The 21109-nt window shown below is 47.6% G+C and carries 15 protein-coding genes; 7 read left to right on the top strand and 8 right to left on the bottom strand.

The features are described 5' to 3' along the window. Positions 1 to 234 precede the first annotated feature (234 nt). Positions 235 to 450: a hypothetical protein gene (locus LDN30_RS06740; RefSeq protein ID WP_223925987.1), complete on the bottom strand. Its 216-nt coding sequence runs from the start codon at positions 448 to 450 to the stop codon at positions 235 to 237. Between the two features lie 18 nt (positions 451 to 468). On the opposite strand from LDN30_RS06740, the gene LDN30_RS06735 reads away from it, so the two are divergent. Continuing rightward, the gene (locus LDN30_RS06735) at positions 469 to 675 is read left to right on the top strand and encodes a hypothetical protein (protein WP_223929072.1); all 207 of its coding nucleotides are present in this window, start codon (positions 469 to 471) and stop codon (positions 673 to 675) included. Positions 676 to 926: 251 nt separating this feature from the next. On the opposite strand, the gene LDN30_RS06730 is transcribed toward LDN30_RS06735, so the two are convergent. The 4 genes from LDN30_RS06730 to LDN30_RS06715 are packed head-to-tail and all read right to left on the bottom strand — an operon-like array spanning position 927 to position 5712. Then, complete coding sequence (locus LDN30_RS06730) at positions 927 to 3476, bottom strand: glucosidase family protein (protein WP_223929071.1); 2550 nt, start codon at positions 3474 to 3476, stop codon at positions 927 to 929. 26 nt (positions 3477 to 3502) lie between these two features. After that, complete coding sequence (locus tag LDN30_RS06725) at positions 3503 to 5050, bottom strand: RapZ C-terminal domain-containing protein (RefSeq protein ID WP_223929070.1); 1548 nt, start codon at positions 5048 to 5050, stop codon at positions 3503 to 3505. Between the two features lie 16 nt (positions 5051 to 5066). Beyond that, positions 5067 to 5531, bottom strand: a complete 465-nt coding sequence (locus tag LDN30_RS06720) for a LexA family protein (RefSeq protein ID WP_223925984.1) — start codon at positions 5529 to 5531, stop codon at positions 5067 to 5069. Next, entirely contained in the window at positions 5521 to 5712 is a 192-nt protein-coding gene (locus tag LDN30_RS06715; protein WP_223925983.1) for a transporter, read from the bottom strand. The genes LDN30_RS06720 and LDN30_RS06715 overlap by 11 nt, the downstream gene beginning before the upstream one ends. Before the next feature lie 200 nt (positions 5713 to 5912). On the opposite strand from LDN30_RS06715, the gene LDN30_RS06710 reads away from it, so the two are divergent. Then, positions 5913 to 8123, top strand: a complete 2211-nt coding sequence (locus LDN30_RS06710; protein ID WP_223929438.1) for a sodium-translocating pyrophosphatase — start codon at positions 5913 to 5915, stop codon at positions 8121 to 8123. Between the two features lie 144 nt (positions 8124 to 8267). Continuing rightward, a complete protein-coding gene (locus tag LDN30_RS06705) occupies positions 8268 to 8411 on the top strand; it encodes a hypothetical protein (RefSeq protein ID WP_223929069.1) in 144 nt (47 codons plus the stop codon). Between the two features lie 495 nt (positions 8412 to 8906). Here LDN30_RS06705 and LDN30_RS06700 read toward each other — a convergent pair whose 3' ends face one another. Continuing rightward, positions 8907 to 10010: a hypothetical protein gene (locus LDN30_RS06700; protein ID WP_223929068.1), complete on the bottom strand. Its 1104-nt coding sequence runs from the start codon at positions 10008 to 10010 to the stop codon at positions 8907 to 8909. Positions 10011 to 10200: 190 nt separating this feature from the next. On the opposite strand from LDN30_RS06700, the gene LDN30_RS06695 reads away from it, so the two are divergent. The 4 genes from LDN30_RS06695 to LDN30_RS06680 all read left to right on the top strand — a co-directional run bounded on the left by LDN30_RS06695 (position 10201) and on the right by LDN30_RS06680 (position 17995). Continuing rightward, a complete protein-coding gene (locus LDN30_RS06695) occupies positions 10201 to 11385 on the top strand; it encodes an AAA family ATPase (protein ID WP_223925979.1) in 1185 nt (394 codons plus the stop codon). 79 nt (positions 11386 to 11464) lie between these two features. Beyond that, a complete protein-coding gene (nifJ, locus tag LDN30_RS06690) occupies positions 11465 to 15067 on the top strand; it encodes a pyruvate:ferredoxin (flavodoxin) oxidoreductase (protein WP_223925978.1) in 3603 nt (1200 codons plus the stop codon). A 530-nt stretch (positions 15068 to 15597) separates the two neighbouring features. Beyond that, positions 15598 to 17502: an IS1634 family transposase gene (locus tag LDN30_RS06685; protein WP_223925324.1), complete on the top strand. Its 1905-nt coding sequence runs from the start codon at positions 15598 to 15600 to the stop codon at positions 17500 to 17502. Between the two features lie 70 nt (positions 17503 to 17572). After that, the gene (locus LDN30_RS06680) at positions 17573 to 17995 is read left to right on the top strand and encodes a hypothetical protein (protein ID WP_223925977.1); all 423 of its coding nucleotides are present in this window, start codon (positions 17573 to 17575) and stop codon (positions 17993 to 17995) included. Positions 17996 to 18053: 58 nt separating this feature from the next. Here LDN30_RS06680 and LDN30_RS06675 read toward each other — a convergent pair whose 3' ends face one another. Both LDN30_RS06675 and xyl3A read right to left on the bottom strand, forming a co-directional pair. Continuing rightward, positions 18054 to 18245 carry a DUF4250 domain-containing protein gene (locus LDN30_RS06675; protein WP_223925976.1) on the bottom strand — a complete coding sequence of 64 codons (192 nt, stop codon included), beginning with the start codon at positions 18243 to 18245 and terminating at the stop codon, positions 18054 to 18056. Between the two features lie 248 nt (positions 18246 to 18493). After that, on the bottom strand, positions 18494 to 21109 hold the full coding sequence (gene xyl3A / locus LDN30_RS06670) for a xylan 1,4-beta-xylosidase (protein ID WP_223929067.1): 2616 nt from the start codon (positions 21107 to 21109) through the stop codon (positions 18494 to 18496).

Genomic DNA, 21109 nt, shown 5'->3' with positions numbered 1-21109 from the left:
TGCTATTGTCATGATAATTATCATTAAAAAGGTATTTCAGTATAAAAATCAGCAAAAAAGGGTACGGTTCTTTCATTTAAATTTTGACTGACATGGCATGATTATTGCTCAGCTCCCGTTTCTCCGCATAGATGCTATTTACGATAAAGGTCTGATAGCCAATGGATAAAGCATCCCCTACCCAAACCGGATGTAGCTTAGGAGTTATTATATATCCCTCAAAATTAACGACATCTACAGACTAAGAAGAGAAATAGCATAGGCCAAGCTGTTCTTGGCGTAAGATGCAATGGCAGAGAACTTGACTTTCAAGAGTTCTTTCTTCTTTCTGATTGCCTCTGGCAGGTGCTTTTTGGAGGCTATGGTGTAAATGATATAAACTAGTTTCTGGATAGAGTCCAAGTTTTTAGCAGACTTGGTTTCTTTTCTCTTTGTGCTGTCTTGGCTCATTCTTGCATCCAGCGTCCAATGCAGATTGTTCTCGATTCCTCAATACATATCTCTGCTGTCAGCGAACATATCTTCAACGGCCTACGAACATATCTTCAACGGCTCACGAATATATCTTCAACGGCCTACGAATATATCTTCAATGGCTCACGAATATATCTTCAATGGCTCACGAAGGTATCTTTAATGGCTCACGAAGGTATCTTCAGCGGAATAAGGACATAATATCGGTTAATAAGTAAGTGCGAGGGCATGGAAGCGCATCCTCTTCTGAGAAAGAAACCGAAAGTGCCAACTTACTCAGACCTCGTAGGAACATGGCCGTTTGATAGTATCGACGTGTCAGCTCTGTTTCGCAAAAATCTTAAATCGATTGGGAAAGTCATCTGAAGAGTGGAGGTGCAATTATTATGCTGTGTCTGCCAAAAAGCTTAAATGAAAGAGCCTTAATAGCTTTAACATGAATAAATGCTATATTAATAATGTATAGTGACGGATGTGACTCCAATCACTATGTCATTCGACAAAGTTCTGATAACTATCGACTTTAATTGCTTATGCTTGTCTGTGGGAATCTTTATGTGAACCAACTTGTCGTTGGGAAGCCAATTGTCTGGATTGACAAGAGATACTATTGAGTTGGAACCGTCGGAATAAACGATAGATATGGTGCCATTGATAATATGGCTTTGCATCCAGTTGGTTGTCCCGAACAGCGATAAATCCAGATATTTAGCTTTAGCACCTATGGGAATCTCGACACTGTCGGGATAATTGTCCCACAATGATGTGAATACTACGTTGGTAGTATCGGTTAAGGTCGGCTTGTAATCGGTTGAGCACCAGTCGCCTGCGCCTTGTACTGGAATTTCAAGAGTTGTCACATCAGGGCGCGGTGACATGTAGCGGTTGTTGTAAAGGTCACAAATACGTGCGTTGAATAATCCTCCCAAATTTACTTGTTTGGTAGGGTTCCGGCCGCAGGTATTCTTCTGTGGGACGACATTATGGGCAGTTTGATGCTCCACCTCATGGTTTTTCGCTACAAAAAGTTGCTGATAAGCCGTAGTATCGACAACTATTTGCAGATGCTGTGGGAAATGCTGCTCTATGTCGTACACCCCCCTACCCTTTTTATATTTGTACGAAATATACGGCAAACTTATTGATACAGAGTCCCAAGACGCGGGAAATCCAGGCCTAATGTAGCATTTCCCGTTTAGAGCATCGGGGATGATTCCGAACAATCCCTGAATGATGGCTCTGGAAGCAATTCCGATACAGTCGCCGAAATCGCGATAACACTCTCCTCGTTGCTCGTCCTCGGTAAGCAGTTGTCCGTAGTTTCCGGGGCTGTGACCGTAAACCATATTGTCGAGCATGGTGTTTCGGAGCAGCTCATAGCCACGTTCCTTGTCGCTGCACTCGAAGAAGGCGAGAGCCAAATGGTAGTTTTCTGCTGCCACTACGTTGTTTATGCTCCATGCATAAGGCTGCCAGTCGGATGTCCGATAAACGTAACCGCCCCACGATGTAGGCACCTTTAGCCCGTCAATAGCGCTGAAATCGAGCGGAAAGCGCAGTCCCTCGTCTATAGGAGTGTAATACGACCACAGAGCGGCATCGGTATGAACACGCCGAAGCCCCATTTTATCCTTATATTCAGCCCAATGATTCAGACTGTCAACCCACAGCTCACGCTTCATGGCCTGCGCTATAGCATTGGCTTCTGCGTCGAAAAAGGAACCGTCCTCGCCAATCATCTTGGCAATTTTAGCCGCCAGCCGGTTGGCCCTGTAATTATAGGCAGATGAATGAGTTACGGCTCCCCCGCTATAGTATAATGCATCGGAGGCCCAAATGCACGCATAAGCATCATAGAGGTGGTCGCCATCGGGGTCGAAATTGCGCTTTTCCCATTCCAGCGATGATTTTATGACCGGCCACATCCTACGCATTAGAGCCGTGTCGGCATCATATTCGAAATGCCAAAGTAGTTCGTCGATGTAGACAAGGTTCATATCGTAATGATTCAACTTACGGTTTGAAGTAATATAGCCGTTCGAGTACATCTGTGTGCCCCACTTCTTTTCGGCCCTGGCAAGATTTTTCGATGAGTCCTGAGTGGGGTGAGGATATATCGGCTGAACATCCTTTATCTGTTCGTCGGCATAATACTGAAAATGGCTTTTGGCTCTGTCCTGCCATCCGAGGATATCTCCAACATAAGCTCCGCGCCATCCCGGAAGCTCATTCCGCCACCCTACAGCACCATGAAGGAACGTACTGCCATTCCACAGTCCGTTGGCAGCATAAGGAAGAGCATTCAGCGCTGCGTTGACAAGAGGGTCTGGAGTAGATACAGTGACGCCTCGGTTAATGGAGTTAGCCTGTAATGCCTTTAGGAAATCATTGAGAGGTGTTATCGTAAGTGAATCAGTACCAATGAGTTTAATAACGAAAGGCTTGCAAGACATTTTCCCAAAATCGACTGTCTTTAACGCTGTCGATGGGTCGAAAGCATCGGCGGGGTCGACACCCATATCACCATTGCGGCTCATCTTTGGAACTTTGACATTGCTGACGACGGCTTTCAAGTTTGGAACATCGTCGGTGAAAGACGGAAAGAAAGCGAAGTAAGCTCCATCGGCAGAATCTTGAGACGGAACAACAATGATCCGCGCAGGCCAGGAACTCTCGTAAGTGCGCATACCGTCGACGTAGCGCGACTTCCACACCATCGAGTCGGCAGGTATGTCTCTGCCATTTGCATTTATGAAGAAACGTATATTGCGTTTGACCTTTTTCGTGTATATACCGAAAATGGGGCGGTCGGAAGTCTCTATTCTATAGCCAGAAGTTCCGCAATATAGAGCCCTCGTATACTTATTGGTGCCTGCAACCGACGTAAAACCGTCATTCTCAGCATAATACTGCATCACTGGTGCCACCTGAGCCGATAGCCTCAGTGGCACAACAGCTAACAGTATTAATGCTGACAGTACACCTTTAAGTAGTTCCCTCATCGCTGATAATCAATGGATTAGGATGGTTATTTGTCCTTGGCAGGAAGAATTTGATGAATGCCTTGCTCCCGATGAGTTATCTCCACCTCGATTCCATACTTGTGGTTGATATGCTCAGCAAGATGCTGGGCGGAGTAAACAGAGCGGTGCTGACCGCCGGTGCACCCGAAACAGAACATCAGCGACGTGAATCCGCGCTGGATGTACCGTTCCACATGATGGTCGGCAAGTTGATAAACGGGCTTTAGGAACTCGATAATCTCTCCGTCGTCCTCCAGAAAACGGATTACCGGCTCATCGAGGCCGGTGAGTTTCTTGTAGGGCTCATAGCGTCCAGGGTTGTGTGTGCTGCGACAATCGAAGACATATCCACCGCCATTGCCGCTCTTGTCCTCAGGAATTCCCTTGCGGTAAGAGAAGCTGTAGACATGTACAACGAGCGGACCCTTACCGTCGTATTTGGAGAATGTAGCAGGACCGTCGAGCGGATTACCTTTATATATATCGTTGACAGCCGTCTTCAGTCCGTCGGCACGCGATATGGCCGGTTCGTCGATGACCGTAAACTGCGGTAATTCGGTCAGACGGCGCAGGACATCCATGAGATAGGGATAAGGGAAAATCTTCGGGTCCATCTTGAGAATGTCGCGGAGGTTCTGAATGGCCGGTGGAATGGAGTCGAGAAAATGTTTCTTCCGCTCAAAATAACCGCGGAACCCGTAGGCACCAAGGACTTGCAGTGTGCGGAACAGCACAAACAGCGCCAGGCGTCCGGCAAAATGGCGTACACTTGGGACCTCAGTATAATGCGACAGACTCTGATAATACTCATAAACGAGTTCGCGGCGCAATTTGAACGAGTAGTGAGCACTCGCCTGCCATAGGAACGATGCTACGTCGTAATAATAGGGTCCTTTTCTTCCGCCCTGAAAATCAATGAAATACGGATTTCCATCCTTGTCGACCATGATATTACGAGCCTGAAAATCGCGATAGAGAAACGACTCGGTTGGCTCCGATGTGAGGTCACGCGCCAACATGCGGAAATTAGCCTCGAGTTTCAGCTCGTGAAAGTCGAGTTCAGTAGCCTTGAGAAAACAATATTTGAAGTAGTTGAGGTCGAAGAGCACACTGTCCATATCGAATTCTGGCTGTGGATAGCAGTTCGACCAGTCGAGTCCGCGTGCACCACGAATCTGGACGTTCGGCAGTTCGCGGATAGCCTTTTTCAGCAGCTCCTGCTCATGGAGATTATACCGACCTCCTGCCTCCCGTCCTCCGCGTATGGCATCGTAGAGCGATATCGTGCCGAGGTCGGTCTGCAGATATCGGGTCTCGTCGTCGCTGACAGCTATTATATGCGGTACTGGCAGCTGGCGCTTGGCGAAGTGACGCGACAGATAGATGAACGCGTGGTTCTCGTCACGGCTTGTGCCGATGACACCGATGACATGGCTGCCGTCCTCGCCCCAGAGTCGGAAGTATTTACGGTTACTGCCTTGGCCGGGAAGTTCCTCAACATCCTTGGGCTCGCAGCTGTAATGTCTTTTGTATAAGTCTATTAATTGTTTCATCGTTTACAAATAATGTTCATGGCAGCTCCTGAGTGTTATTTCCGGGCCGCTTTTTTATGGTCCAGGCCACTACGCCCCATATCACAAGAGGGTCGCTGACAAAGAGTTTTATTGGCTCGTAGTGCTTGTTGGCTGGGACAAGTAGTATGTATCCATCCTCCTTATGAGCAAGGTCAAGGTACTTGATGGTGAACTCACCGTCAATATAAGCCACGATAATGTCACCGTGGACGGCCTCTATGGAGCGGTCGACGACAACGATATCGCCATCGCATATCCCTGCGTCGATCATCGAGTCGCCTTTTACTCTGGCGTAGAAGGTGGATTCGGGATGCCGGATAATGTCATGATTGAAGTCGAGCGAATCGGACATATAGTCCTGGGCCGGACTCGGGAATCCTGCCTTTATGCCTCCGGTGATAAACGGAATGGCCAGTCGCGACTTAAAATCGCCGGTGATGATAACAAGGTTACTGCTCATCACGCATTTTCTTTTTCTCCTTTATCCTGTCGTCGAGGATACAGAGAAAGTAGTCGACGACAAACAGAAGAAGCATAATGCCAAGCGACATTAAGAACGAACCATCGGTGAGATAGTAAATCCCACCCATCAGAGCTAAGAAGAACAGCGTGTGCTTCCAGTCGAGTTTTATTTTCCTCATCACTTGAAATGATAAATTTTGGGTCCAAAGGCGTTCATTGAAAACCTTAATTCGGTACAAAAGTAATAAAAATAGCCATGACCTCAAAAAAAATATTGTTTAATTAATAATTTATAAATAAATTCATTATATTTGCATTCGTAAAAACTGTTCAATGCAATGATACCTCAAATAACAAACAACTAATAATGTTACTACTTATGGAGAATATCCCAATAGTTTTCTGGCTGGTACCCATTGCGTCGGTGTGCGCATTAGGTATGGCATGGTACTTCTTCAAGACCATGATGAAAGCCGATGAAGGAACACCGCGTATGATAGAGATTGCTGAGCACGTGCGCAAGGGTGCCATGGCATACTTGAAACAGCAGTATAAGGTAGTGCTCATCGTTTTCATTGTCCTCGCCGTGATATTTGCCATTATGGCTTACGGCTTCAACGCCCAGAATCCATGGGTGCCGTTTGCTTTTCTCACCGGTGGATTCTTCTCGGGGCTGGCCGGATTCTTCGGTATGAAGACGGCTACTTATGCCAGCGGGCGCACCGCCGAAGCTGCCCGCCACGGTCTTGACAAGGGTCTGAAGATAGCTTTCCGTTCCGGTTCCGTGATGGGACTTGTCGTTGTCGGACTGGGACTGCTTGATATAGCACTGTGGTTCCTTGTCCTCAATGCTTTCTACAGTGGGAAAATGCCTACAACAGAGATGCTTATCACCATCACGACGACAATGCTCACCTTCGGTATGGGTGCGTCGACGCAGGCCCTCTTTGCCCGTGTGGGCGGCGGTATTTATACCAAGGCAGCCGATGTGGGTGCCGACCTCGTAGGTAAGGTTGAGGAAAACATCCCTGAGGACGATCCCCGCAATCCCGCAACTATCGCGGATAATGTCGGTGACAACGTCGGTGACGTGGCCGGAATGGGTGCCGACCTCTACGAGAGCTACTGCGGAAGTATCCTCAGTACAGCCGCTTTGGGCGCTACAGCCTTCGCTTCGTCGACTGCCGAGGGCATGCAGCTCAGGGCCGTCATAGCTCCAATGATAATAGCTGCGGTCGGCGTGTTCCTCAGTCTGTTGGGAATATTCCTCGTCAGGACCAAGGACGGGGCGTCGATGAAAGACCTTCTCCACTCGCTTGGACTGGGCACAAACACGGCTGCCATCCTTATAGCTATCGTTACATTCCCTATACTGTACGCTCTCGGTATTGAGAACTGGGTGGGTGTGAGTTTCTCGGTGTTGTCTGGACTTGCCGCCGGTGTCATAATCGGTCAGGCTACAGAATACTATACATCGCAGAGCTATAAACCAACACGCGAGATATCGGCTGCATCGAAGACAGGTGCTGCCACGGTAATAATAAAAGGTATAGGCACAGGAATGATTTCAACATGTATTCCGGTGCTGACTATCTCGGTGGCTATCATGCTCAGCTACCTCTGCGCCAACGGTTTCGACATGTCGATGAGTGCAGTGTCAATTCAGCATGGCCTCTATGGCATCGGTATTGCGGCCGTGGGAATGCTGTCGACACTTGGTATCACCCTCGCTACCGACGCTTACGGTCCGATAGCCGACAATGCCGGTGGCAACGCAGAGATGAGTGAGCTCGGTGAGGAGGTGCGCAACCGCACCGATGCCCTCGACGCTCTGGGCAATACCACTGCTGCCACGGGTAAGGGATTTGCCATTGGCTCGGCGGCTCTCACCGCTTTGGCTCTGCTCGCGTCGTATATTGAGGAGATAAAGATTGCCATGCACCGTGTGGGCGAGACCATGACCAACGTAGCCGGCGATACTATCGACGCAGCTCAGGCCACCATACCCGACTTCATGAACTACTTCCAAGTGAACCTTATGAATCCGAAAGTGCTCGTCGGAGCATTCATCGGAGCCATGGCCGCATTCCTCTTCTGCGGTCTGACAATGGGGGCCGTGGGACGCGCAGCCGGGAAAATGGTTGAGGAAGTCCGCCGTCAGTTCCATGAGATAAAGGGAATCCTCGAAGGCAAGGCCACTCCCGACTATGGTCGTTGCGTGGAGATATCGACTCAGAGCGCACAGCACGAGATGATTATCCCGTCGCTCCTTGCCATCATTATCCCTATTCTCGTGGGTGTGATCCTTGGAGTCAGCGGTGTTCTCGGTCTCCTTGCCGGCGGTCTTGCAGCCGGGTTTACCCTTGCCGTCTTCATGGCAAACGCCGGGGGAGCATGGGACAACGCTAAGAAATATGTAGAGGAAGGCAACTTCGGCGGAAAAGGCTCTGAATGCCATAAGGCAACTATCGTGGGCGATACCGTCGGCGATCCCTTCAAGGATACCTCCGGGCCTTCGCTCAATATACTTATCAAACTGATGTCGATGGTCAGTATTGTAATGGCTGGCTTGACCGTTGCATTTATGTAGAACAGGTAAAACTCTTAAACAACCACCGGGGACAGCACACGAAACTGGCTGTCCCCGGGTTAACATTAGGAAAACAAATAATTATGTCAGAAACAGGACAAACAGGAAATCAGAATTTGACTAATCAGCAGAATCCACAAGGCAATGCCGGCAGCGGCATTGGACAAGGCTACGGTGACGGGCAGGTGCACCATCACCACCATCATCATGACGGCCCGACCGACGGTCATCACCACCATCATCATTCGTCGGGCTATTATGGCACGAGGGGGCACCGGCGGCGGATAATTATGAAGAATATACTATTGTTGATCGCAATTATCCTCGCAGCATTAGTTGTCTGCGTAGCGTTATTCGTAAGAGCCAACACATAAATAAGAGTTCAACACATTATTTATATTATGAACCAAATTACGTCTTAGCAGCAGTTTGAATCACCGCACGGATGCGGATTCAAGTAGTCACTGTGGCGGGAAGATGTCGGTTCCAGCTGTAGCGAGGGGCAGATTCATAGTTCTTGTAGACGAGCTCTTAAATTGGAGAGTTATCGGTTAAGAATGTGAAATATATTTACAGCAAATCAATACATGCCATTTGAGCCTCTAAAACGGTCCGTTTCAGCTTGCGAAACGGACCGTTTTGCATTACGAAATGGGCCGTTTCGCAACGCAAAACAATAGGTTTTGTAAGTCGATGATTGTCAGTTGGTTATGCGGGAGGGGCAAAAATGTTCTCGTGCTGAAATATATTGACAGTATGGCTTGGCGGTCATGCTACAGTTTTTCAAAGAAGTGTGGCAACAGGATTAACGTTGAAATGGTACACTCCGTTAGTAAAGACGAAGCCCATTGCGGCATCTGACTTCATGAGTTTGTACATGTCGATGGCAACATGGCCCATTGTGCGCCGCAGGTTTATCTCAACCATAGGATGAACAGCGTGATTATCGGTTATCAGCATGTCGACTCCCAACGGCCCTGTGTACTTGCCGGCGAGCTCAGAGCTAAGCTCTTTTTCCAACGTGTGGCTTAGAATGAGTAATTTCTTCTTAGGAAGCAACGGTGAAATTAACTTTGCCTTGTCTTCCTCGGAGGCTATAATATTGCCTTCGTAGAATCCTGAGCAGGTTGAGAAGAGGGATAGACCGCGATAGACAACGCGGTGACCGTCGGAGTAAAACTCCATTCCCAAATCGGCTATATTTTTATATCTCGGCTCAACCATGATTCCTCCTTGTTTCGCTATAGTATTGCGAATCCAGTTTTCCGTTGCGGTGTCGATGCTGTCAGCTATATAACGGACTCCACGGCCGCTGCTGCTCCATGGCTCTTTGACGACGATGGCTTGATGGCGTGACAGCAAGTCGTTAACTTCATCGACGGTTGAGGCATACCACGACTGGCCTACCATGGGGCCCACGGCACTGATGAGGCCGCGGTCGTCCATCAGTTCGCGGAGTAAGAATGATGAGAATCTGCGGTTGCTGAGCGCTCTGATGGTCGAAAGCTGGTCGGAGTCGGGCAACGACAGGGATTCGAGGCCGTTTCTGGTAAGCTGGAAAAGTAATGCACAGTCCCATCCCCACGGTTCGATTTGGATGTCATTCGGCAACTTGTGGAGGGCGTGCAATGTAACGAAATTTACGTTATCGCTGACGGTTGCTAATGGCTGTGAGGATATTGAGCTCATAGTACTGATGGCATCGGTAAGCAGTTGGCGGGCTTTAGCTACGTCACCGACAAGCACAAAGTCGCCTTTGTCGGCCCAGAGGGCTGGCAGAAAGCCACAATCCTCGCGCAGACGACGCCCGGCTCGTGGAGCAGTAAAATACTTGTCGTTGCGCGCTAAAGCAATGTCATGCTCGGGATTAAAGATGTGGAGTTTCATTCTTTCTACTGTAAGTTTTTTAAACGTTGGCAATACAGTGTGCAAAAATAATAAAAAAATATATTTTTTGCAATATAGAGTTTGCAAATAACAGAAGAATGTATTAACTTTGCACCTAAGAAAATAATATGAAGCGGTAAAACGCTCCAAAGAAATGCAATAAAGCTAAGACTAAAGCTAAAACAACAACATGGAAGCTTTCTTTCGAACTCATACTTATCTCGTAGAGCACACCAATGCACCTGTCCACCGCACCCTTATGGATGAGATAGACTGGAACGACCGTATGATAGGCATTCGCGGTTCGAGAGGGATTGGAAAGACCACTTTTCTGCTTCAGTATGCCAAGGAACACTTCGACCCACGCGACAGGCAATGTCTGTATGTAAATATGAATAACTTCTACTTCCAGGGTCATGGCATCTGCGATTTTGCCGGCGAGTTCTATAAAAGAGGTGGAAGAACGCTGCTCATCGACCAGGTGTTCAAACAGCCAAACTGGAGCAAGGACCTTCGACTCTGCTACGACTATTATCCCGGACTGAAGATAGTTTTCACCGGTTCGAGCGTGATGCGTATGCAGGACGACTTCCCGGAACTCAGTGGTATCGCTAAGATATACAGTCTGAGGGGATTCTCCTTCCGTGAGTATCTTAACCTTATGACAGGCAGTAACTTCAAGGCTTGTACGCTTGACGATATTCTTACCGACCATAAATATATCATCAAGCATATTTTGCCCGACCTGAGTCCGCTGAAATACTTCGATGATTATCTTCATCACGGATTCTATCCGTTCTTCCTTGAGAACAGAAATTTCTCGGAGAATCTGCTAAAGACGATGAATATGATGACGGAGGTGGATATCCTTCTCATCAAGCAGATAGAACTGAAATATCTTGCTAAGATTAAGAAACTCTTCTACGAACTCGCTATCGGGGGCCCGAAGGCTCCAAACATCAGCGAGCTTGCTAAGGATATAAATACCAGCCGGGCCACGGTGATGAACTATATCAAATATTTGGCTGAGGCAAGACTGGTCAACATTTTATATCCCGTTGGAGAGGAATTCCCTAAGAAACCCGCCAGGGTCATGCTTCACAACACCAACCTCCAGTATGTCATATATCCTCTTACGTTCACTGAGCAGGAGGTAATGGAGACATTCTTCGTCGGCACGCTGAGGAAAGAGCATCAGGTGAACGTTGGAGCAAAACCGGGATACTACATCATCGACAACAAGCATAAGTTCAGAATATGCGACGCAACAAACCATAAAGTGCGATATTCCAATGATGTTGTATATGCCAGATACCACACGGAGATAGGCGAAGGAAACAAAATCCCGCTGTGGTTGTTCGGATTCTTATATTAAAGTAAACAAAACGACGATTTAATATCGGACGAATTATTCAAAAACATTATAAACAATATTCATTTTAATAAGTAACAAAATGGCTAAAGAAAAAAAGTTTGTGACTTGTGATGGTAACACCGCAGCCGCTCATGTAAGCTACATGTTTACTGAGGTTGCAGCCATCTACCCTATCACACCGTCTTCTCCAATGGCTGAGCACGTCGATGAGTGGGCAGCCAAAGGCCGTAAGAATCTCTTCGGACAGACTGTATCTGTTCAGGAAATGGAATCTGAGGGTGGCGCTGCCGGTGCAGTGCACGGATCTCTGCAGGCTGGTGCTCTCACATCAACCTACACGGCATCACAGGGTCTGCTGCTTATGATCCCGAACATGTACAAGATTGCAGGTGAACTGCTTCCTTGCGTGTTCAACGTTTCAGCTCGTACACTGGCTTCTCACTCGCTGTGTATCTTCGGTGACCACCAGGATGTTATGGCTTGCCGTCAGACTGGCTTCGCTATGTTCTGCTCGGGCTCTGTTCAGGAGGTCATGGATCTTACCGCTGTTCCTTATCTCGCTACTCTCGAGACTGAGATTCCGTTCATCAATTTCTTCGACGGTTTCCGTACATCTCATGAGTATCACAAAGTTGAGGAAATGGACCAGGAGGATATCCGCCCACTGCTCAACATGGACTACGTAAAGCGTTTCCGCGACCGTGCACTCACTCCTGAGCGCCCTGTAACACGCGGTACTGCTGAGAATCCTGAGACTTTCTTCACTCATCGTGAGGCTTGCAACGAGTACTACGATAAGGTCCCGGCTGTTGTTGAGAAGTATCTTGGCGAGATTTCGAAGATTACTGGCCGTGAGTACCACCTGTTCAACTACTATGGTGCTGCCGACGCTGAGAACATCATCGTTCTCATGGGTTCGGCTACAGAGCCTGCACGCGAGGCTATCGACTACCTCAACAAGCAGGGTAAGAAGGTCGGTATGGTGGCTGTTCACCTCTATCGTCCGTTCTCTGTAGAGGCTATCCGTAAGGCTATTCCTGATACTGTTAAGCGCATCGCTGTTCTCGACCGCACAAAGGAGCCGGGAGCTGAGGGTGAGCCGCTCTATCTTGATGTTAAGAGTGCTCTCTACGACGATCCACGCAAACCTCTTATCGTTGGTGGTCGCTATGGCCTCGGTTCTAACGATACTACTCCTGCAAAGATTGTGGCTGTATTCAACAACCTCGAACTGCCGGAGCCAAAGAACCACTTCACTGTAGGTATCGTCGATGATGTGACATTCACTTCACTTCCTGAAGTTCCTGAGATTCCTATGGGCGGCGACTCGCTCTTCGAGGCAAAGTTCTACGGACTTGGATCTGACGGTACTGTAGGTGCAAACAAGAACTCTGTACAGATCATCGGTAACAATACCAATAAGTATTGCCAGGCTTACTTCTCTTACGACTCAAAGAAGTCGGGCGGTTTCACATGCTCGCACCTGCGTTTCGGCGACGATCCTATTCACTCAGCTTATCTCGTGAATACTCCTAACTTCGTTGCTTGTCACGTTCAGGCTTACCTCCACATGTATGATGTAACCCGTGGTCTGCGTGATAACGGTACATTCCTGCTGAATACTATCTTCGATGGTGAGGAACTGGTTAACTTCATTCCTAACCACGTAAAGAAGTACTTCGCTAAGCACAACATCAAGGTTTACTATATCAACGCAAGCAAGATCGGACGCGAGATTGGTCTTGGCAACCGCACAAATACTATCCTGCAGTCTGCATTCTTCCGCATCACGAAGGTCATCCCTGAGGATCTCGCCGTTGAGCAGATGAAGAAATTCATCGTGAAGTCTTATGGTAAGAAGGGTGAGGATATCGTCAACATGAACTATGCAGCCGTAGACCGTGGTGGCGAATACAAGGAGCTGACCGTTGATCCGGCATGGGCTAACCTGCCAGAGGATGAGGCTAAGTCTGACGACGCTCCTAAGTTCGTTAAGGAACTCGTTCGTCCTATGAACGCACAGGCCGGCGACCTTCTGAAGGTTTCTGACTTCGTTAAGAACGATACCGTTGATGGAACATGGCAGAACGGTACTGCTGCTTTTGAGAAGCGTGGCGTTGAGGCTATGGTTCCGGTATGGAATCCTGAGAACTGTATCCAGTGTAACAAGTGTGCATTCGTTTGCCCGCACGCTGCTATCCGTCCGTTCGTCCTCGACGACAAGGAGGCTGAGAGCTTCAAGGGTACTACTCTCGAGGTGAAAGCTCCTAAGGCTCTGAAGGGTATGCACTTCCGCATTGAGGTGTCTGTTCTCGACTGCCTTGGCTGCGGCAACTGTGCTGATGTCTGCATGGGCAAGAACCGTGAGACCGGCGAAAAGGCTCTGAAGATGGTTCCGTTCAATGTCGACGCTCCTGATATGGTTGAGGAGGCAAAGAACTGGGATTGGCTCGTTAAGAACGTGAAGTCAAAGCAGGATCTTGTGGATATCAAGCAGAGCCCGAAGAACTCACAGTTCGCTACACCTCTGTTCGAGTTCTCTGGAGCTTGCTCTGGTTGCGGTGAGACTCCGTACGTTAAGCTCATCTCTCAGCTCTTCGGTGACCGTGAGATGATTGCCAACGCAACAGGTTGTTCTTCAATCTATTCAGCTTCCGTTCCGTCAACTCCATACACAACAAACGAAAAAGGACAGGGTCCTGCATTCGACAACTCACTGTTTGAGGACTTCTGCGAATTCGGTCTCGGTATGGCCCTTGGAAACAAGAAGATGAAGAGCCGCATCACAATGCTCCTCAACGAGAAGATTGCTGACGACAAGACATCTGACGAATTCAAGGCTGCTGCACAGCAGTGGATTGATAATCAGAACGATGCAGAGGGTTCTAAGGCTGCTGCCGCAGTTCTGAAGCCGCTCATCGAGAAGGATGCTGCTGCCGGCTGCGATGTTGCTAAGGAACTGAAGACTCTTGATCACTATCTCGTTAAGCGTTCTCAGTGGATTATCGGTGGTGATGGTGCTTCTTACGATATCGGTTACGGCGGTCTCGACCACGTGCTCGCATCTGGTGAGGATGTCAATATCCTCGTTCTGGATACTGAGGTCTACTCTAACACTGGTGGCCAGTCGTCGAAGTCTACACCTCTTGGCGCTATCGCACAGTTCGCTGCTGCAGGTAAGCGCGTAAGTAAGAAGGATCTCGGTCTGATGGAGACAACCTATGGTTACATCTATGTAGCACAGGTTGCTATGGGTGCTGACAACGCTCAGACACTGAAAGCAATCCGCGAGGCAGAGGCTTATCCAGGGCCATCACTTGTCATCGCTTACGCTCCTTGTATCAACCACGGTATCAAGGGTAAGGAAGCTGACGGTAAGAAGCGTGGCATGAACCGCTCTCAGCACGAGGAAGAGTTAGCTGTACAGTGCGGATACTGGCATCTGTGGCGCTTCAATCCGGAGCTGGCCAAGGAAGGCAAGAACCCGTTCCAGCTTGATTCTAAGGCTCCTAAGTGGGAGAACTTCCGCGACTACCTCATGGGTGAGGTTCGTTTCGCTTCCCTCAAGAAGGTTCGTCCTGAAGAGGCTGAGGAACTCTACGCCGAGACTGAGAAGGCAGCTAAGCGCCGTTACCAGTCTTATATCCGTAAGAGTCAGGAAGACTGGAGCGAGTCTATCTAATCTCTGGTGATACTTTCGTGAGTCTGATGGTATAGAATTTGGATTCTTATAATTAGGGTTGTTATTCTAATTCAATTTGAATCAAGATTCAATCCAATAGATTCCACTAATACTCAAGGCCTCAGCTTTTTAGCTGGGGCCTTTATCTTAGGTAACATCTCGAATCGGTAAATTAGTCCAGTTGCCCTCTTCCTTATGTTAAAGGAATACAAATCTTTAATCAATCGTATGAAATATGAAAAATAAATTGTAAGTTTGCGGCATATAATAGCTATGACTTCGATTGATTGTAAGCAAGACAATAGTTTTTTGAGTCATAGACAACGAGTTGTTGTAAAGATGACAACGAGTTGTTAAGACGTAGATATACATTTGTTGAAACTAAGATAAGGAGATGTTAACCCAAGTTTGACGCTCTAATGTTTTTTTTCAGAATTTTTTCCAGTGTTTATAGGGGTTTGCGTGGTCAAACTGCTCAAAATCGCAATGTAGAACACAGCAATGTCGTAGGGATTGCTTATCTTTGCGGCATGAATTTTACGTCCCAAATACGTTACAACCCACAGACGTGTAAAGACGAGAAGTATTACCGTCTGAAGGAGTCCTATCGCGATGCCAGCGGTAGGGTATGTACTTTGATATTGCTCAATGTCGGGTTTATACATGACCTATCCCCAGAGCAGATAAGAGATGTTGCGCGTGGACTGACGTATCTGTACAATCACCAGAAGGATGTCCAACTTTGGGATGAGAAACTGCAAGGTTACTCGGAAGTGGTTCGTGACAGAGTGCATGCGTACTGGGCCAGACTTGTCGAGGAGGAAAAACTTGATATTGTGGGCAACGCCTACGAGAGAAGCAAGTCCAAGGCCAGGAAACGGATAGATGTTGACACTATGAGGCATACAGACGCAAGGGAAGTCGGCTGCGAATGGCTATGCCTGCAAACGATTCGTAAACTTGGTCTGGATACATTTCTCCGTTCTTTGGGATGGTCTGAGGACAAGGTGAAGGTCACTTTGGCCCATCTTATTACGAGGGCGGCCTATACTCCGTCCGAATTAAAGTCAATATCCATTATAAAAGAGAACTCTGCAGTGTGCGAACTCCTTGACCTTCCTATGGCCAAAATAACTCCAAGGAGGATATATCGAGTTGCCGATGACCTTTATTCCATAAAGGATAAGCTTGAGAAGTATCTTTGCCACAAGACCGACGACCTCTTCAAACCGACCAACCGCATTATGCTCTTCGATCTCACCAACTTTTATTTTGAGGGACGCAAGACCGGCAGCAAGAAGGCTGCCTTTGGCCGTTCAAAGGAGAAACGCAGCGACTGCAAGCTGCTTGTCCTCGCGCTATGCATCAATACTGACGGCTTCATACGTTACAGTGCGGTACTGGAAGGCAATACCGCCGATCCAAAGTCACTTCCCAACATGGTGGACGAGCTTATTGCTGAGAATCCGGCCAAATGTCCCGATAACGAGGGAGTGCTTGTAGTCATTGACGCAGGTATCTCAACTGAAGATAACCTCAAGACTATAAGGGACAAAGGATACAACTATCTTTGTGTATCCCGCAAAGCTCTTACCGAATACACCACCCCCGAGAATGCTCCCAAAGTCACAGTTTGCGATTGCTTGAAGCGCGAGATAACGCTTCAACGCGTAACAACGGCCAAGAATGACGACTGTTACCTCAAAATAGACTCTCCTGCAAAAGCGTTGAAGGAAGAATCCATGAACCGCAAATTCCGTGAGCGTTTTGAGGAAGGGTTGAAAAAAATCAGAAAGAGTACCCAATCAAAACACGGGATAAAAAACTACGGCAAGGTACAAAACAGGATCGGTGCCCTGCAAGGAAAATATCCCTCTATAAGCCGATATTACAATATAAAAGTTGAGGATGACGGACACGACAAAGTCGCTTCTATGACATGGGAGGTCAACATCCCGGACAAGGTGGAATACGGAACATACTTCCTCAGAACCAATGTGAAGAAATTAGATGAGGAAACGACCTGGAACTACTATAATCTTATACGTGAAATAGAATGCTCCAACCGGCAGCTCAAAACCGACCTCAGCCTCAGGCCCATATACCACCAGACTGACAATAGGGCAGACGCACACCTTTTCTTAGGGCTGCTGGCTTACTGGATAGTAAACACCGTGCGCCATCAGATGAAGGTTGCCCGGCGAAAGCAAGGCAAGGATGAGCATGGGCGGGAGCGTTCGACACCGTACTGGTCGGAGATCATGCGGATCATGAAGACTCAAAAAGCAGTTACTACCACAGCAGTAAATGCGCTTGGAGAGGCTGTCGAGACCAGACTGTGCAGTGTGCCTACAGATAGTGCAGCTGAAATCTACGAGTTGTTGAAAATCAGTAAAGTGCCATTTAAAAAAATAAAAATCTGTAGAACACAGTAGGACTTTTTAAAAACACTAAATTGCTGATACAGAACAACTAAGCAAAATACGATGTCAAAGTTGGGTTAATATGAAGAGATTATTATTCGCATTGGTTTTAGCGTGTGCTGCTCTCAACGTTAGTGCACAAAGCAACCGTACTGTTGAGACTCAGAAAGACCGCTATGGTCACGTTACAGGGACTGCTACGACGACAACGGACAGTCGTGGAAACAAGACTACAGTATACAAGGACCGCTATGGGCACATCACCGGGCAGAGCGAGTCACGGCAGCAATATAATGGCGAAACGGTCACTACCTTCAAGGATCCCTATGGTCATGTGACTGGATCGAGCGTTTCTAAGCCATCATATAATGGCACAAATACCACTTACAAGGACAGGTATGGGCATATTACCGGTAGTAGTTCTACAAAAACAAGTGGTAATAGTACTACAACGACCTACAAAGACCGGTACGGTCACATTACCGGTTCATCAACAACAAGATAAGATGATGCCATAAATTGTTGAGAGAAAGACAGTTGAAGGCCTCAAGTAGCACAGATGTCTACTTGAAGCGTTTGAATTGTTTCTGCTTCTCATCATAAATAAAGCCATGATTTTGGAGATAATTTCTCAACGCCTTAGGGTCGCGATTGTAGCAATAGCAAAGAGCATCGAGTGAATCGAACTCTTCATCGCGCAGAAACATGTTAATGGCCGAAACAAGTATTGCGGGGTCGTTTGGCAACTTTTCCATAATAATTGAGATTGGTTTATAATTTAAATTTTATTGTTATCCTTTACAATTCCTATCGTTATTCTTTTTAATCTAAGGAAATTCCCTCTGCAATATGCTGTTGATAATATATTGAGCAATAGCATATTGCAGAGGAAGCTCTTTTAAGTCATTGTGACAATCTTACGCTGCGAAATTCTAATATTATGAGTCCAAAGCTTAACAGGGATTCCGGCAGCATCATTTCAGTCACAAGAATAATCTACATCCTAATTTGATTCGGTATCTTCCTGAGTCTCAGCTACTTTACTGATAGTCATCATGTACTTCTTCAGATCTTTGCGCTGGCTGCTTGTTCCGATGTATATTTCATAATCACCCGGGATAAACCGCATTGTGTTTGTTGCCGAATCCCAGAGTTCGAGGTGCTCAGTGTCGGTGTAAGCGACATCAACAACCTTGCTTTCTCCTGGCTGCAGGAACACACGTTTATATCCCCGGAGAGTCTTAATAGGACCATTGGTATCGGCCGGACGACGTATATAAAGCTGAACTACCTCAGAACCAGCCACTTTACCGGTGTTGGTTACGCTGACCATGAGATGTCCATTCTTGAACTCTTGAGGCTTTACGTCGAATGTCGTGTAGCTAAGTCCATAGCCGAATGGGAACAGGGCATTTCCTTTAAAGTACCTATAAGTGCGGTTAGCCATACTATAGTCCTCAAAATCAGGCAGGTCGCTGTCATGACGGTAGAACGTTATGGGGAGCTTTCCGCCAGGATTATAGTCGCCATAGAGAACGTCTGCCACAGCTCTTCCGCCCTGTTCTCCGGGATACCAGGCCTGGAGTATTGCGTCGGCGTTGTCGGCTTCAGGTTCCAATCCTATGGCAGAGCCCGAGCAATTGACGTAGATTACAGTTTTGCCGGCATCATGCAGCATTTTGATCATATCCCTTTGAACTTGCGGAAGCTCAATGCTTGTGCGGTCACCGCCCCTGAATCCCGGCTCGTCGACTTTCATCTCCTCACCCTCAAGGCTTGGTGATATTCCACCGACGAAGATAACCTTATTTATATTACCGATTTGCGCGAGCAGCTCTTCTTTCGTTTGCATAGTCTTATGGACGATGTCAAACTGCATCACTGCAACGTCTTTCTTCTGGAAATAGTCAATCTGGATGTTGTATTTCTTTCCGGCAACGACATCAATCTCCCTATTGATGTTTTGGATACGTGCTCTTGACTTCCACTCGTTGGCCAATGTATCTCCATTGACGATAAGACGTACTCCGTCATCGCAATGAATTGAAAGTGAGACCTTTTGGCTTTCTTTAGGCGTGAAAGTACCTTTATACCTTGCGCTTATCGAATCGAGATTCACTCCGGGAGCAAAAACGGTAGCACCTCCGTTGCTGAGGTTGATAGCTGTCGTCATCGTCTGTGTCCTGACGGGCTTTCCTGTCATTGTCATATTGTTCCAATATTCGGCTGTCATTCCCTTTCTGCCGTTGGAAGTTATCTCGTCGAAAAGGCTTGTGCTTACTCCGTCGTCTCTTGTCAGACCACAGCCCTGGATATACTTGATATTGGGATTCTTCTCCCTGATACCCTTTAAGATAGTTATTGTCGATGTAGGATAACCTGAGTAGTTACCCCACTGCATTACGGAGTCGTTCGCATTAGGGCCCATAACGATGATGTCGTTATCGCCCTTTGCCAGCGGCAGTACATTATTCCAATTCTGAAGAAGGACCATCGACTCACGTGCAATATTCAGAGCCAGCTGCTTATGATTAGCGTTGGCAACCACCGACATTGGAATCTTTCTATAGGTATTGTCCTTTTCGTTGTCGAAATCGCCAACTTCAAAGCGGGCCTGCAACAGTCGCGTTACGCTTGCGTCAATCTGTTTCTCAGTGATTTTACCTGCCTTTATAGCTTCCGGCAGATTTTTATAGTTACTTCCACACTCCACATCAGTTCCGGCAATAACCGCTTTAGCCGATGCGTCCGCAGCATTAGCACTCACACCGTGGCGTCCTGGAACCCAAAAGTCGCTGATAGCCGAGCAGTCGGAGACGACCATTCCCTTGAATCCCCACTCGTTGCGAAGAATTTTCTGAAGATAATTACTGTTGCCACAGCACGGGTCGCCGTCGATTCTCTGGTACGCACACATTACTTCAGCCACTTTCCCCTTCTGGACCAAGGCTTTGAAAGCCGGTAGATATGTTTCCCAAAGGTCACGTTGCGAGAGATTCTCGAGATTCAGTGTATGTCGGCTCCATTCCGGTCCGCTGTGCACAGCGAAGTGCTTTGCGCATGCAAGGAGCTTCTTGTATTTGTATCCCTCACTTCCCTGCAATCCGCGGACCACCGCCAAGCCCATGCGTGTAGTGAGGAACGGGTCTTCACCGTATGTCTCCTGCCCACGGCCCCAACGCGGATCGCGGAAGATATTGATATTCGGGGTCCAGAAAGACAGTCCCTGGTATCTCTCGATATGTCCGGACCGTATAGCCTCGTTGTTCTTTGCTCTTGCCTCATCGCTGACTGCGGTAAACACTTTGTTGACTAACGACTCGTCGAACGATGCTGCCATACCGATGGTTACGGGAAAGACGGTAGCATATCCGTTACGTCCCACTCCGTGCAAAGCTTCCGACCACCACTGAAACTCGGGAATTCCCAGTCGCGGAATGGCCGGCGAACGGTCCATCATGAGACTTATCTTCTCGTCCAGAGTCAGTCTTTTGCAAAGATCGCGAGCCCTCTCTGATGTGGGGAGATATGTCACTTGATAAGGATAACGCTGTGCGGTAGCGTATGATGCGGCAAATAAAGTAAATAAGAAGATTGTAAAAAGTCTGATTTTTTTCAT

The sequence above is a fragment of the Prevotella lacticifex genome (assembly GCF_019973375.1).
Taxonomy (GTDB): domain Bacteria; phylum Bacteroidota; class Bacteroidia; order Bacteroidales; family Bacteroidaceae; genus Prevotella; species Prevotella lacticifex.
The sequence above is the reverse complement of the archived record's forward strand: the minus strand, read 5'-3'. Positions and strand labels throughout refer to the sequence as shown.